Genomic DNA, 13,599 nt, shown 5'->3' with positions numbered 1-13,599 from the left:
TGTGCCTGTTGCGGTTGTTGATTTTGGGGGTGGTGTTGGTTGGTTTGTTTGGGCTGGTTGGTTGCCGGTCTGTGGCTGTTGTGTGGTGGGGCTTGAGTTGGGTGGTGAGGTGGGCCGGAGCAGTGCGTCAGTGTGGCTGCGCGTCAACGTGGCTGCGCGTTCGGGTGGTCGGGGGCGGGCGTTGTCGCGTTGCGTGTGGTGCGGGGGTGTTGTCGCGTGTGGGCCGCCGGGCGCCGGGCGTGGGGTGTGGGCCGCGGGGCGGGGTGTTGGGGGCTGCGCGTGGAGGTGGGCGGTGGCTGCTACTGCTGCGTCGCATCCGCGCTCATGTGTGTGCTGGTGGGAGTGGCTTGGGTGTGTAGGGCTGGCTGGTGGTGGTCTGGCCCCGGTTGGTGTTGGTGGTGGTTGCCGGTGTGGGTTGCGGTGGCGTTTGGGGGAGGGTTCGGGGTTGGCGTGGGCTGTTGGACTTGATCGTGGTGGTGAGAGTTGGGTGGGTGGGTGTGGGCGTGCCTGTAGGCCCGGCGTGGGGTGGTGGCGCCGGGCTTCAGGCTGGAGCTATGGGGTGGGGGTCAGGCCGCGTGGTGGTCGTTGCGCCACGGGTTGTCGGCCTGATCAACCAGTCTTCGTCTGGACCGTGCGGCCTTCCCCTTGGGCGGGAGGGTCCGGTAGACGAAGAGCCCGTCCTGCCCCTGGCTGATCTGTATCTGGTCGGGGTTGGCGTGTTTCCACCGGTTGTGCCACCCGCAGCACAACGCGAGTTTGTCGATATCGGTGGGGCTGTTGCCCAGCGCCCACCCATCGACATGGTCGATCTCGCACAGCAAGCCGGGCACTTCACAACCCCGGACCGCACACGTGTCGTACAGGGTTTCCAGCACCTGGCGCTGGGCGGGGCTGGCGATCCGGGCGGTGCGGCCCAGATACAGCGGCACCCCCTTCGACCCCAGGATCAACGTGGAGATACCGGCGTTGAGCGCCAACCGCCTAACCTGCGCCGCGGGAATCGGTGTGCCGTCGCGCAACCGTCCCGGAGTGTCGTCGCCGGTCAAGGTGTCCAGGTGGGCGATGACGGTGACGCGACTGTCTTTGTGGCCCTGCGATAGCAGGGTGGTCAACGCCGCGGCGGTGCGTTCGGCCCGGTCCCGCAGGTCGTCGCCCCCAGCGGGTTTGGCCAACGGGGCGAGTGTGCCGTCGAGGATGGCGGTGTCTTCGGGGTTGAGCCAGCCTTTGAGGTAGCAGCCGCCGTCGATGGACCGGTTGGCCGTCAGCCAGGACCGGTGGTAGCCGCGTCGGATGTCTTCGGGCGGCTTGTCGGTGCCGTTGGCTTCGTTGACCCGGTCGTGGAGGGTCGTGCCGAGTTGCGCGATCTGCAGCGGTGACACGCCGCCGTCGGCGGCGGTCAAAAGGATCTGTTCGCCTTCGGCGCAGTCTTGGTCGTTGTCCAGGCGTTGGAGGGCGTCAGCGATGGTGGCGGCATACCCATGCGACAGTGTCCCGGCCGCCAGCCGTTCGCGCACCTGGTGCAGGCGGTGTAGTTGCCGGGCCAGGGTGATGCGTTCGTGGATACGGCCGCCGCGCATCCCCATCCGGCACCGCAGCCACGCTTGGGTGGACGCCAGGCCCCAGTCCTTCATCTGCCCGGACCGATCCACTACACCGATCAGTTCGGCCAATGGCAATTCAGCTTGGTCGAGGACGGCGGCCAGTGTTTCGGCGAGTTCCATGGCTTCGGCGCCGGTTTGGGTGCGGGGCCGGTGGGTGAGTGCAGTGATGATCGTGGCGGCGGCTTCGACCAGTTGCTGGTCGGAAGCGGCCTCCAGGTCGCGGTTTGCCACGATCGAATGCATGGTTTCATTGTATCGCTTTTCACGGTCAGTGACGAACCGTTTACATGATCGGTGTGGCGTTTTCTGGTCATTGATTTTTTGGAACCTTGAGGTGGGTTGTCGTCCCACGGTTGTGGGGTGGTTGCGGGCGGGTGAGTCAGAGATTAAGTCGGCTGATCTAGGCCGCCGGTTGAGCGGAGCCGAAATGACTCATTACGCTCCTGTCCGGCTTTTTGGGGGTTGTGGTCACGTTGGTTGCGGTTGCGGGAGTCTAGTCATGCGCGGTGGGGTGAAGGTGGGCTGCTACCTGAGGTTGCGCCGGAAAACCGCGCTCCGCGCGGCCAAGGCACGAACCTCAGCCACCAGGGGAGCCCCGCGCGCCCGAACAAACCCCGGCCCGCCGCTCCTTTCTTGTCGATGCCGCTTTTAGGTCTTCAGCCCCACCCCACCTGCCAGCCGGGTGGAATGGTGCTTCAGAGGGGTGACCGATGCCGCCAATCGCGAAGCGGCAAGCGCTAAGGAAGTAACCCTAGACACAGAAACTCAGTGACAAGCGCGAACTGCCAGGCCCGCGCGTCTTTGCTTTTCGCTGCCAAGTTTGAAGCGGTGACGCGCTGAACGGCAACTCGGGTGACTGCGTCAACTAGAGGGGTGACAGTTGCCGAAACCGCGAAGCGGCAAAGTAGTAACCCGCAGATACATAAACCTAAAGTCAGGTGCAGGTCTCGAGCTCAAGCCCCTCCTTTTTGTCGCTGCCAAGTTGAAGCAAAGACCGCGCTGACCCGCAGCCGGATGACTACGCCAACTAAAGGGGCAGCCGATGCCGCCGCTCCTCGCCTGCGCTGCCTGCCTGCGCTGCCTGCCTGCGCTGCCTGCCTGCGCTGCCTGCCTGCGCTGCCTGCGCTGCCTGCCTGCGCTGCCTGCCTGCGCTGCCTGCCTGCGCTGCCTGCCTGCATTGCCTGCCTGCATTGCCTGCCTGCATTGCCCGCATTGCTTGCCTGCACCTCCCTGCCTGCGCTGCCTGCCTGTGCTGCTGCTTTTCCACCCGCTCTGCAATGCGGACTCGGACTCGGGCTCCGGCAGTGGATGCGGGTGTGGCGTACGTACGTCCTTCCTGCTGAGCAAGGGCGGCCTCAGGGGCTGGTCTGGGGTTCGGTGCTGGCGGTCTGGAGGGCGAAGGGAGCTCGGGCGGGCGGTGGTTTGCGGGGATCGTGGCGGGCCTCTGGCGTTGCGTGTTGGTCGTGGCGGTGAAGCGGGCGGCGATAGGGCCTTGCCTCCTCAGTGGATCCGACGGACAGTCGCAAGTGGGCGGGTAAGGAGCGGAGGCGCATGGCTGGGGAGACCAGCGGCACAGAAGGTGCGGACGAGGGCGTCGGTGCGGTCGGCACGCGTGAGGTCGCCTCGCGGGCGGTGGCGATCAGCAAGGTCTACGGCCATGGCGAGACCGCGGTACGGGCGTTGGACGAGGTGAGCGTCGAGTTTCCCTCGGGGCAGTTCACCGCGGTCATGGGGCCTAGTGGGTCGGGCAAGTCCACGTTGCTGCATTGCATGGCGGGGCTCGACCGGGTCAGTGGCGGTGAGGTCTGGATCGGTAAGACCGAGCTGAGCAGGCTTAATGACCGGCGGCTCACTATGTTGCGGCGCAAGGAGGTCGGGTTCGTCTTCCAGGCGTTCAACCTGATTCCCACGCTGACTGCGGCGGAGAATGTTGAGCTGCCGCTGGCGATTGCCGGGGACCAGGCCGAGCGGTCGTGGTTCGAGCGGGTGACGGGGGAGTTCGGGCTCGCCAAGCGGCTCAAGCATCGGCCTACGGAGTTGTCTGGGGGAGAGCAGCAGCGGGTCGCCGTTGCGAGGGCGCTGTTGTCGAGGCCGACGATCGTGTTCGCGGACGAGCCCACGGGCAATCTGGACTCGCGGACCAGCGGGGAGCTGCTGGGGTTCATGCGGCGGTCGGTCGATGAGTTCGGGCAGACGATCGTGATGGTGACGCACGATCCGACGGCGGCCGGGTACGCGGATCGGGTTGTCTTTCTCAGCGACGGTCACATCGTGGACGAGATGATGGAACCGACGGCTGAGAAGGTGCTCGACTTCCTTAAGAACCTCGGGGACTGAGCATGTGGCGGGTGACGGTCAAAGGGCTGCTCGCGCACAAGCTCCGGCTGGCCCTTACTGCGCTGTCGATCGTGCTGGGCGTCGGGTTCGTGGCGGGGACCTATGTGCTCACCGACACGATCAACAAGACGTTCACCGAGCTCTTCACCGAGACCACCAAGGGACTTGACGTCGTGGTGCGGGGGAAGGAGGCGTTCGGCGGGGGTGACAATGCCGAGCAGCGCCAGCCTCTGCCCGCGGCGGCGCTCCAGCAGATCGCCGGCGTTGAGGGCGTCAAGGCCGCTGAGGGCGCTGTGAGCGGGTACGCCCAGTTCGTCGGCAAGAACGGCAAGCCGGTTACTACTGGGGGTGCGCCCACGATCGGCGTGTCCACCAGTACTACGCCCGAGTTGAGTGAGGGCGTCTCGGTGCGGAGCGGGAGCTTGCCGAAGGGGTCCGGTCAGGTCGCGGTCGATGCGCGTACGGCCGAGAAGCAGGGGTTCACCGTCGGTAGCAAGGTGAAGCTCATCTTCCAGGGGCCCGCCCGGGAGTTCACCGTCAGTGGTGTGGTGGGTTTCGGGGAGGCCGACAACCTTGCCGGTGCGACGCTGGCCGCGTTCGACCTCGCCACCGCTCAGGACGTGCTCAACCGGCGCGGCGTGTTCGACGAGGTCGACGTGGTGGCGGCGGACGGCGTCAGCCCGGAGAGCCTGCGCGACCGGATCCAGGCCCGGGTCGGCTCGGGCTTCGAGGCGCTGACCGGTGAGCAGTACGCCGAGGAGAACGCGAAGGCCGTCGGGCAGTTCACCAACGTCATCAACATCGCGCTGCTGTCGTTCGCGTTCGTGGCGCTGTTCGTGGGCTCGTTCATCATCGTCAACACGTTCTCGATCATCCTCGCGCAGCGCACCCGGGAGCTGGCGCTGCTGCGGTGCATGGGCGCGTCCCGCAGGCAGCTGATGCGGTCGGTGCTGGCCGAGGCGGCGATCGTCGGCTTCGTGGCCTCGCTGATCGGGCTCGGGGCGGGCATTCTGATCGCGATCGGGTTGCAGGGGCTGTTCGAGGCGCTCGGCGCCGACCTGCCGTCCACCTCGCTGGAGATCAAGCCGCGCACCATCGTGGTCGGCATGGTCGTCGGGCTGGGCGTCACGGTGCTCGCCTCGCTCGCGCCCGCGCTGCGCGCCACCCGCGTGCCGCCGGTCGCCGCGGTGCAGGAGGCCACGATGGCGGCGCCCGCCCGGGTGGGCTGGCCGCGCGTCACCGTGGGGGCCGTCGTGGCGGCCCTCGGCGTGGCGGCGCTCATGGTGGGCCTGTTCGCCGACCAGGCCGGCAACCGGCTGGTCACCGTCGCCACCGGCGCCGTGCTGATCTTCCTTGGCGTCGCGGTGCTCAGCCCGCTCATCGCCCGGCCGATGTCGCGCGTGCTGGGCTGGCCGTTCGCGCACTGGGCCGGGCAGCCGGGCAAGCTGGCGCGGGAGAACGCGATGCGCATCCCGCGCCGGACCGCCTCCACCGCGGCCGCGCTGATGATCGGGCTGGCCCTGGTCAGCCTGGTGACGATCTTCGCCGCGTCGCTGAAGGCGTCCAGCGCCAAGATCCTCGACCAGGCGGTGGCGGCGGACTACATCCTGACGGGCCCCTCCGGCGGCTTCACCGGGTTCAGCCCGGACGCCGTCCGGCAGCTCTCCCGGCAACCCCAGATCGAGGCGGCCACCGGCATCCGGAGCGGCTCGTTCAAGCTCGACGGCCAGAGCAAGAACCTGTCCGGCATCGACCCCGTCTCCTACAGCCGCACCGTCCGCACCGACACCACGTCCGGCGCTCTCGCCGACCTCGCCCAGGGCGGCCTGGCCGTGCGGAAGGACGTGGCCGAGGACAAGGGCTGGAAGGTCGGCGACACCGTCACCATGCAGTTCCCGGTGGGCGGAGCCGACCGGATCCCGCTGCGGGCGATCTACGAGGACAACCAGATCAACGGCGAGTACATGCTCTCCCTGCGCGACTACCAGCGGCACTACCAGGACCAGCTGGACGTGTTCGGCTTCGTCAAGGCCAGGCCGGGCGTCGCGCCCGCCGAGTCGCGGGCCGCCGTCGACCGGGTGCTCGCCCAGTTCCCGAGCGTCCAGGTGCGCGACCAGGCCGAGTTCAAGCAGGAGCAGGAGGACCAGATCAACCAGATCCTGATCCTGTTCTACGTGCTGCTCGCGCTCGCTGTGATCATCGCGTTCATCGGCATCATCAACACGCTCGCCCTGTCGGTGCTGGAACGCGTCCGCGAGCTGGGGCTGCTGCGCGCCGTGGGCATGACCCGCGGGCAGCTGCGGGCGATGATCCGGTGGGAGGCGGTCATCATCTCGGTGCTCGGCGCGGTGCTGGGCCTGGGCGTCGGCGTCTTCTTCGGCTGGACGCTGGTCAGCGCGCTGGACGAGGAGGGCATCACCGAGTTCGCGCTCCCCGTCGGCACGCTGATCGGCATGGTCGTGGCCGCCGGTCTGGTCGGTGTCGTGTCGGCGATCCTGCCCGGTCGCCGCGCCGCCCGGATCGACGTTCTTCGTGCCGTCACAACCGAGTGACGTTGCGGTGTGACAAACAAACCCCCCTTCGGCGCTGTTCAAAAGAGAGCACCGTCGAAGGGGACTGCGCATGAGCTACCGGAGACACCTTCTCGTCGCCAGGGACGACCGGCCGCTGCCCGAGCTCTACGCTCTCCGGCCCTACCGCCGCGCCGTGGCGGGGAACGAGCCGCGGGGCGACAACTGGCAGGTCTGCTCGCTCGACTCCGATGCCGGCCTCGGCGACTCGGTCGCGCTCCTCGTCGAGATCGCCGCCGAGACGCACACGGCCGCCCTGCTCGCCTCCTTCATGGAGGACGACCGCGTGGCCGTGGAGGGGTTCAGCGGGCCGTACGGCTACTGGCAGGCCGTGCTGGGGGCCAGGCGCGCGGCGGGTGATCGCGTCCTCGAACCACCCGTGTTCAGCGCGGAGGAGGCCGCCGCGGTGGCCGCGAAGTGGGCCGAGGCGGCGGCGCGTCCGGTTCCGGCGGATTCGATCCTGGAGGTGCTCCGGGCGCCCGTCGAGCCCAGCGCCGAGGCCGTCTTCGAAGAGCTCCTGAACCGGCTCGGGCTGACGGGTGCCACTGATACGTCCCTGGCGGAGATTGGCTGAACCCCCGGGCTGTGTGACCATCCGGGAATGAGCACACCGTTGAAGGCTTTCCTGGAAGGCGGCCCGGCGGACCTGCCGGAGCGGATCGTCAGGATCACTCCCCCCGGTGTGGAGGTGAAGCTCCCGTTCCGCGGCGGCTACGAGCACTTCAAGGTGACGCCGCGCCATCACGACACCGCGGAGGGACGGCTCCCGGTCTTCGAGTGGACCGAGCGCACAGCCGTCGCCGAGTAGCCCCGCCGCCGAGTAGCACGGTCGCCGAGTAGCCCGATCGCGAGTGGCCCCGTCGCCGAGCAGCCGGGCGTCAGCGGGTGTCGAGGAAACGGTCGAGGACGCGGGTCCCGAACCGCAGGCCCTCGACCGGGACCCGTTCGTCCACGCCGTGGAACATGCCGAAGTAGTCCAGGTCGGGCGTGAGGAGCAGCGGCGCGAAACCGAAGCTCTTGATGCCGATCCGGTGGAACGACTTGGCGTCGGTGCCGCCGGCCATCACGTACGGGACGGGGTTGGCCTGCGGGTCCTCGGCCAGCAGCGAGCCGGCGAGGGCGGCGAACGTCGGGCCCGCGGGGTCGGCGGCGGGCGCCTCCTCGTAGTTGATGAACTCGCGCGTCACCTTCGGCCCGAGGAGCCGGTCGATCGTGGCCAGGAACTCCTCGCCCGTGCCGGGCAGGTAGCGGCCGTCCACCTGGGCGGTCGCCGCGCCGGGGATGACGTTGACCTTGTACCCGGCGTCGAGGCGGGTCGGGTTGGCGGAGTTGCGGATCGTCCCCTCGAAGAGGGTGCCGACGCGGCCGAGCCGGCGCGCCTCGTCGTCGAGGCGGTCGTGGTCGATGGTGGTGCCGAGCGCGTCCGCGAGACCGTCGAGCAGGGCGCGGACGCCCGGGGTGAGGCGGACGGGCCATTCGTGGGAGGCGAGGCGGGAGATCGCATGGCACAGTTCGGCGACCGCGTTGTCGGAATTGGGCTTGGAGCCGTGCCCGGCCTTGCCCTGGACGGTGAGCCGCATCCAGGTGGTGCCGCGCTCGCCGGTGGCGATGGGGTAGATGCGCTTGCCCTCCGCCGCGCTGGACGGCTGCGCGCTGGACGGCACTGTGTCGGAAGGGACCGTGACGCTGAAGCCGCCGGACTCGCTGATGGCCTCCGTGCAGCCGGTGAAGATCTCGCGGTGGTCGGAGACGACGTAGCGCGAGCCGTAGTCGCCGGTGCACTCCTCGTCGGCGAGGAAGGCCAGGACGAGGTCGCCGCGCGTCCGGCGGTCCTCGCGCAGCCGCTGGCGGACGACCGCGAGGGTCATCGCCAGGGTGCCCTTCATGTCGACGGCGCCGCGACCCCAGACGCAGCCGTCCTGGATCTCGCCGGAGAACGGGTGGACGCTCCACTCGGCGGGGTCGGCCGGGACGACGTCCAGGTGCCCGTGGATCAGGAACGCTGGCGCCGCCGGATCGGTGCCGGGGATGCGGGCCAGCACGCTGGCGCGGCCGGGGGCGGACTCGACGACGGACGGTTCGACGCCCACCTCGGCGAGGAGGGCGGCGACGTGCTCGGCGGCGGGCCGTTCGCCGCGGCCGCGTCCCTCGCCCTCGTTGGTGGTGTCGATGCGCAGAAGATCGGAGCAGAGGCCCGCGACCTCATCGGCCGCCGTCCCCGCCGTCGTGGCGGCAGTCGCCCCGGTCGTCGTGCGCCGTCCGGGCGCTACCTGCGGTTCGATCACCCGTGCCGCCGCCTTTCGAAGGGTTCTTGCGTTTGTCGTGGCCGTTGACCTTAGCCAATGAAGATCAGTTCCATGAGATGGTATCGATCCGATGACAAAACCCGCAGGGCCGTATCGAAGATCACCTCGGTGGGTCCACGCTGTGCGATCAGTCGGGGTCGCTGCTCCGTCTCAGCACAAAGGAGGATCATGTTCGGACGAGGCCTGAGCAGGCGCGCCGGTGCCGTCGCGCTGGCGCTTTCGGTGGCCGCCACGGCGGCCGGCTGCGGCGGCGGGGGCGACAAGTCGAGCGACGGCACGTTCGTCGCCGGCCACCCGGAGCCGGACCACCTGATCCCCGGCAACACCACCAGCAGCTACTCGTGGGACGTCACGAGCGAGCTCTTCGAGAACCTCGTCGAGCTCGACAAGGTGGGCAACGCGGTCAACGGCGCCGCCGACTCGGTCGAGTCCAAGGACCAGAAGGTCTGGACGATCAAGATCAGGGCCGGGCAGACGTTCCACAACGGCGAGAAGGTCACCGCGGCGAGCTTCGTGGACGCCTGGAACTACGCCGCCTACGGCCCCAACGCCTTCGAGGGCAACAGCTACTTCTCGCAGATCAAGGGCTACGGCGACCTCAACCCCGAGGACGAGAAGGCCAAGCCCAAGGCCGACAAGCTGTCGGGCCTGAAGGTCGTCGACGACTCCACGATCGAGGTCACGCTGGACGCCCCGTTCAGCCAGTTCAAGCTGCTCCTCACGCACCCGGCCTTCGCGCCGCTGCCCAAGGCCGCGTACACCGACATCAAGGGCTTCGACAACAAGCCGATCGGCAACGGGCCGTACATGATGGACGGCGCCTGGGAGCACAACAAGCAGATCAAGCTCAAGGTGTTCGACGCCTACACCGGCACGCGCAAGCCCAAGAACAAGGGCTTCACCTGGCGCAGCTACGCCAGCCAGGACACCACGTACACCGACCTGCGGGCCAAGCGCATCGACCTGATGCAGTCGATCCCGGCCGCGAAGGTGCCGGAGGCCAAGCGGCTGCTCGGCAAGAACGCGCTGCCGCGCGACACCGGCACGTTCGACTACCTCGGCTTCCCGCTGTTCGACAAGCGGTTCGGCAACGCCGACCTGCGCAAGGCCATCTCGATGGCCATCGACCGCAACGGCATCAACAAGGCCGTCTACAACGGCGAGTACGTCGTCGCCGACTCGCTGCTGCCGCCGATGATCAAGGGTCACCGGGCGGGCGCGTGCGGTGAGCTGTGCGCCTACGACCCGGTCAAGGCCAAGCAGCTGTTCGACAAGGCCGGCGGCTTCAAGGGCACGCTGGAGCTGTACTTCTCCAACGCCCAGCCGAGCTACGAGCAGTGGATGCAGATCGTCGCCAACTCGCTCAAGCAGAACCTCGGCATCACCGACATCCAGTTCCGCAAGGTCCCGGTCTCGGACTACCTGTCGATGTTGTCCGACCGCAAGGAGAAGGGCCCGTACCGGCAGAACTGGGAGGCCGACTACCCGAGCGCCCAGAACTACCTGGAGCCGCAGTGGGCCTCCGCCAAGAACCGCATGGGCTGGACGAGCAAGGAGTTCGACGGGCTCATCGCCAAGGGCAACGGCGCGTCCACCGACGACGAGGCCATCAAGTTCTACAACCAGGCCGAGGACGTCGCGCTGCGCGAGGCGCCGCTCGTGCCGCTGTGGATCTGGAAGAGCTACGGCGGCAAGTCGGACAAGATCGACAACATCACCATCACTCCGTTCGCCAACGGCCTGCTGGCCCACGAAGTGACGGTGAAGTAAGCAAGCATGTGGCGCTTCATCGCACGGCGGCTGCTCCAGGCGATCCCGGTCTTCCTGGGCACGACCTTCCTGATCTACGCCATGGTGTTCGCGCTCCCGGGCGACCCGATCCAGGCGCTGGCAGGGGAGAAGCCGCTCTCCCCGTCGGTGGTCAACGCCCTGCGTGAGCACTACAACCTGAACGACCCGCTGCTGGTGCAGTACGCGAAGTACCTCGGCGGGCTCTTCCAGGGCGACCTGGGCGAGACGTTCGACGGCCAGGCCGTGTCCGACGTGCTCAGCGGACGCTGGACGGTGACCGCGCAGCTCGCGCTCACGGCGTGGCTGTTCGAGCTGGTCGTCGGCATCGGACTCGGGGTGTGGGCGGGGCTGCGGCGCGGCAGCCTCGCCGACACCCTGGTCCTCGGCGGCACGACGCTCGTCATCGCGGTGCCGGTGTTCGTCCTCGGCTACACCGCGCAGATCGTCCTCGGGCTGAACATGGGGCTCTTCCCCACCGCCGGCACCGAGGACGGCTGGCCCATGAGCTACCTGCTGCCAGGCATGGTGCTCGGGTCGCTCGGACTGTCGTACGTGGCGCGGCTGACCCGGACGAGCATCGCCGAGAACCTGCGCTCGGACTACGTCCGCACCGCCTACGCCAAGGGGCTGAGCAAGGTGCGCGTCGTGGGCAAGCACACGCTGCGCAACTCGCTGATCCCGGTGATCACCTACCTCGGCGTGGACTTCGGCACGCTGATGGGCGGCGCCGTGGTCACCGAGGGCATCTTCAACCTGCCGGGCATCGGCCAGCAGGTGTTCACGTCGATCCAGCTGAAGGAGGGGCCGGTGGTGGTGGGAGCGTCCACCCTGCTGGTGCTCGTCTTCCTGCTGGTGAATCTCGCCGTCGACCTGCTGTACGGCGTGCTCGACCCGAGGATCCGCCATGACTGAACCGGCCCTCGGCAAGGGGCTCCCGACCGACGACGCAGAGCCGGGCCCGGGCGGCCTGGGCGACCCCGGCCCCGACGCGTCCGCCACCGTTGCCGCGGGCGCCACGGCGGCGGCCGTCGCCGAGGCGGGCGGGCTGGTCTCCGGCCAGTCGGCCTCGCTCTGGGGCGACGCCTGGCGCGACCTGCGGCGCCGCTGGATCTTCTGGATCTCCGTGACGATCCTGCTGGCGGTCACCCTGCTCGCGGTCGCGCCGGGCCTGTTCACCAGCGTCGGTGAGAACGAGAACTGCGACCCCAACCTGTCCAAGCAGGCTCCGGGCGGCGACTACCGGTTCGGCACCGACCTGTCGGGCTGCGACTACTACGCGCACGTCGTGCACGGCGCCTGGCCGACCCTGCTGATCGGGGTCTCGGTCACGGTCTTCGCCCTTCTCATCGCGGTGGTCTTCGGGATGCTCGGGGGCTACTACGGCGGCCTGTGGGACGGGCTGATCGCGCGGATCACCGACATCTTCTTCGGGCTGCCGTTCGTGCTGGGCGCGACGGTCATCCTGGTCGCCTTCCCCGACCACGGCATCGGCGCGATGACGCTGGTGCTGGTGCTGCTCGGCTGGACGACCATGATCCGGATCATGCGCGGCCAGGTCATCGCGGTGAAGGACGCCGACTACGTGCAGGCGGCGCGCCTGCTCGGCGCGTCCGACCTGCGCATCATGCGCAAGCACATCCTGCCGAACGCGATCGCCCCGGTGATCGTGGTGGCGACGCTCAACGTGGGCAACGTGATCGCGGGAGAGGCGACGCTGGACTTCCTCGGCGTCGGCCTGCAGTACCCGGAGGTGTCGTGGGGACTGCAGCTCAACCAGGCGCAGTCCTACTTCGTCGACCATCCGCATCTGCTGGTGTTCCCGGCGCTGTTCCTGTCGGCGACCGTGCTGAGCTTCCTGATGCTCGGTGACGCCGTCCGCGACGCCCTCGACCCGAAACTGCGGTGACCGTAGACGTGAAGAACAAGCAGTCGAAGAACACGGGGCCGAAGGACGAGGACATGGCGGACGGGGCGCCTCGCGGGAAGGACGAGGCACCGCTGCTGGAGGTGGCGGATCTCCACGTCCGGTTCAAGGTGCGGGGCCAGCAGGTGCGCGCCGTCAACGGGCTCTCCTACACGCTCGCGGAGGGCGAGACGGTCGCGATCCTGGGCGAGTCGGGGTCGGGCAAGAGCGTGGCCGCCCAGGCGGTCATGGGCATCCTCGACATGCCGCCCGCCGAGATCACCAAGGGCGCGGTGCGGCTGCGCGGCGAGGAACTCCTCGGCCTGCCCGAACGGCGCCGCCGCACCTACCGCGGCGACCGCATCTCCATGATCTTCCAGGACGCGCTGAGCGCGCTGAACCCGGTCTTCACGGTCGGCGACCAGATCTGCGAGATGTACGAGGTGCACCGCGGGATGCGGCGCAAGGACGCCAAGGTGAAGGCCGTCGAACTGATGGAGCGGGTGCGCATCCCGTCCGCGCGGCAGCGCCTGGGCGACTACCCGCACCAGTTCTCCGGCGGCATGCGGCAGCGCATCATGATCGCCATGGCGCTGGCGCTGGAGCCCGACGTGCTCATCGCCGACGAGCCGACCACCGCGCTCGACGTGACCGTGCAGGCGCAGATCATGCGGCTGCTCGCCGACCTGCAGTCCGACCTGCGGATGGGCCTCGTCCTCATCACGCACGACCTGGGCGTGGTGGCGGGCGTCGCGGACCGGATCGTGGTCATGTACGCGGGCGCGGTCGCCGAGCAGGCTCCGGCGCGGGAGCTGTACGCCCGGCCCGCCCACCCGTACACGGTCGGCCTGCTGGCCTCCGTGCCGAGGCTCGACCGCAGGCGCGGGCCGCTCATTCCCATCAAGGGCGCGCCGCCCAATCCGGCCGCGTTGCCGCCCGGTTGCCCGTTCGCGCCGCGCTGCCCGCGCGCGGAGGCGATCTGCTCGGCGGAACGCCCGCCGCTCGTGGCGGTCGGCACGGCCGGGCACGAGGCCGCCTGTCATTTCGCCGAGGAGGTGTACGGTGCCGGATCCGACGACGCCTGAGTCCGG

The 13,599-nt window shown here is 68.8% G+C and carries 10 protein-coding genes; 8 read left to right on the top strand and 2 right to left on the bottom strand.

Annotated elements, in window-relative coordinates; genetic code table 11:
• Positions 1-566: 566 nt before the first annotated feature.
• Entirely contained in the window at positions 567-1,952 is a 1,386-nt protein-coding gene (locus tag ACGFNU_RS48700; RefSeq protein ID WP_392603583.1) for a DUF222 domain-containing protein, read from the bottom strand.
• A 1,200-nt stretch (positions 1,953-3,152) separates the two neighbouring features.
• On the opposite strand from ACGFNU_RS48700, the gene ACGFNU_RS48695 reads away from it, so the two are divergent.
• The 4 genes from ACGFNU_RS48695 (at position 3,153) to ACGFNU_RS48680 (ending at position 7,316) form a co-directional block, all read left to right on the top strand.
• Entirely contained in the window at positions 3,153-3,938 is a 786-nt protein-coding gene (locus tag ACGFNU_RS48695) for an ABC transporter ATP-binding protein (protein ID WP_392603582.1), read from the top strand.
• A gap of 11 nt (positions 3,939-3,949) precedes the next feature.
• A complete protein-coding gene (locus ACGFNU_RS48690; RefSeq protein WP_392603581.1) occupies positions 3,950-6,490 on the top strand; it encodes an ABC transporter permease in 2,541 nt (846 codons plus the stop codon).
• 70 nt (positions 6,491-6,560) lie between these two features.
• The gene (locus tag ACGFNU_RS48685; protein WP_392603580.1) at positions 6,561-7,082 is read left to right on the top strand and encodes a hypothetical protein; all 522 of its coding nucleotides are present in this window, start codon (positions 6,561-6,563) and stop codon (positions 7,080-7,082) included.
• 27 nt (positions 7,083-7,109) lie between these two features.
• Positions 7,110-7,316, top strand: coding sequence for a DUF5988 family protein (locus ACGFNU_RS48680; protein ID WP_392603579.1), 207 nt, complete (start codon positions 7,110-7,112; stop codon positions 7,314-7,316).
• A 70-nt stretch (positions 7,317-7,386) separates the two neighbouring features.
• On the opposite strand, the gene ACGFNU_RS48675 is transcribed toward ACGFNU_RS48680, so the two are convergent.
• On the bottom strand, positions 7,387-8,793 hold the full coding sequence (locus tag ACGFNU_RS48675) for a M20/M25/M40 family metallo-hydrolase (protein ID WP_392603578.1): 1,407 nt from the start codon (positions 8,791-8,793) through the stop codon (positions 7,387-7,389).
• Positions 8,794-8,982: 189 nt separating this feature from the next.
• On the opposite strand from ACGFNU_RS48675, the gene ACGFNU_RS48670 reads away from it, so the two are divergent.
• From ACGFNU_RS48670 to ACGFNU_RS48655, 4 genes are read left to right on the top strand one after another with little or no spacing between them, the layout of a single operon-like run.
• Complete coding sequence (locus tag ACGFNU_RS48670; RefSeq protein ID WP_392603576.1) at positions 8,983-10,584, top strand: ABC transporter substrate-binding protein; 1,602 nt, start codon at positions 8,983-8,985, stop codon at positions 10,582-10,584.
• A 6-nt stretch (positions 10,585-10,590) separates the two neighbouring features.
• Positions 10,591-11,517, top strand: a complete 927-nt coding sequence (locus ACGFNU_RS48665) for an ABC transporter permease (protein WP_392603575.1) — start codon at positions 10,591-10,593, stop codon at positions 11,515-11,517.
• Positions 11,510-12,511 (top strand): ABC transporter permease, encoded by a 1,002-nt coding sequence (locus ACGFNU_RS48660; protein WP_392603574.1) that lies wholly within the window; start codon positions 11,510-11,512, stop codon positions 12,509-12,511. The genes ACGFNU_RS48665 and ACGFNU_RS48660 overlap by 8 nt, the downstream gene beginning before the upstream one ends.
• Complete coding sequence (locus tag ACGFNU_RS48655) at positions 12,508-13,593, top strand: ABC transporter ATP-binding protein (RefSeq protein WP_392603573.1); 1,086 nt, start codon at positions 12,508-12,510, stop codon at positions 13,591-13,593. The genes ACGFNU_RS48660 and ACGFNU_RS48655 overlap by 4 nt, the downstream gene beginning before the upstream one ends.
• The last annotated feature ends 6 nt before the right edge of the window (positions 13,594-13,599 follow it).

Origin of the sequence: Spirillospora sp. NPDC048911 (assembly GCF_043198015.1) — a bacterium.
Lineage (GTDB): Bacteria > Actinomycetota > Actinomycetes > Streptosporangiales > Streptosporangiaceae > Spirillospora.
This window is presented reverse-complemented; position numbering and strand designations above follow the sequence as displayed.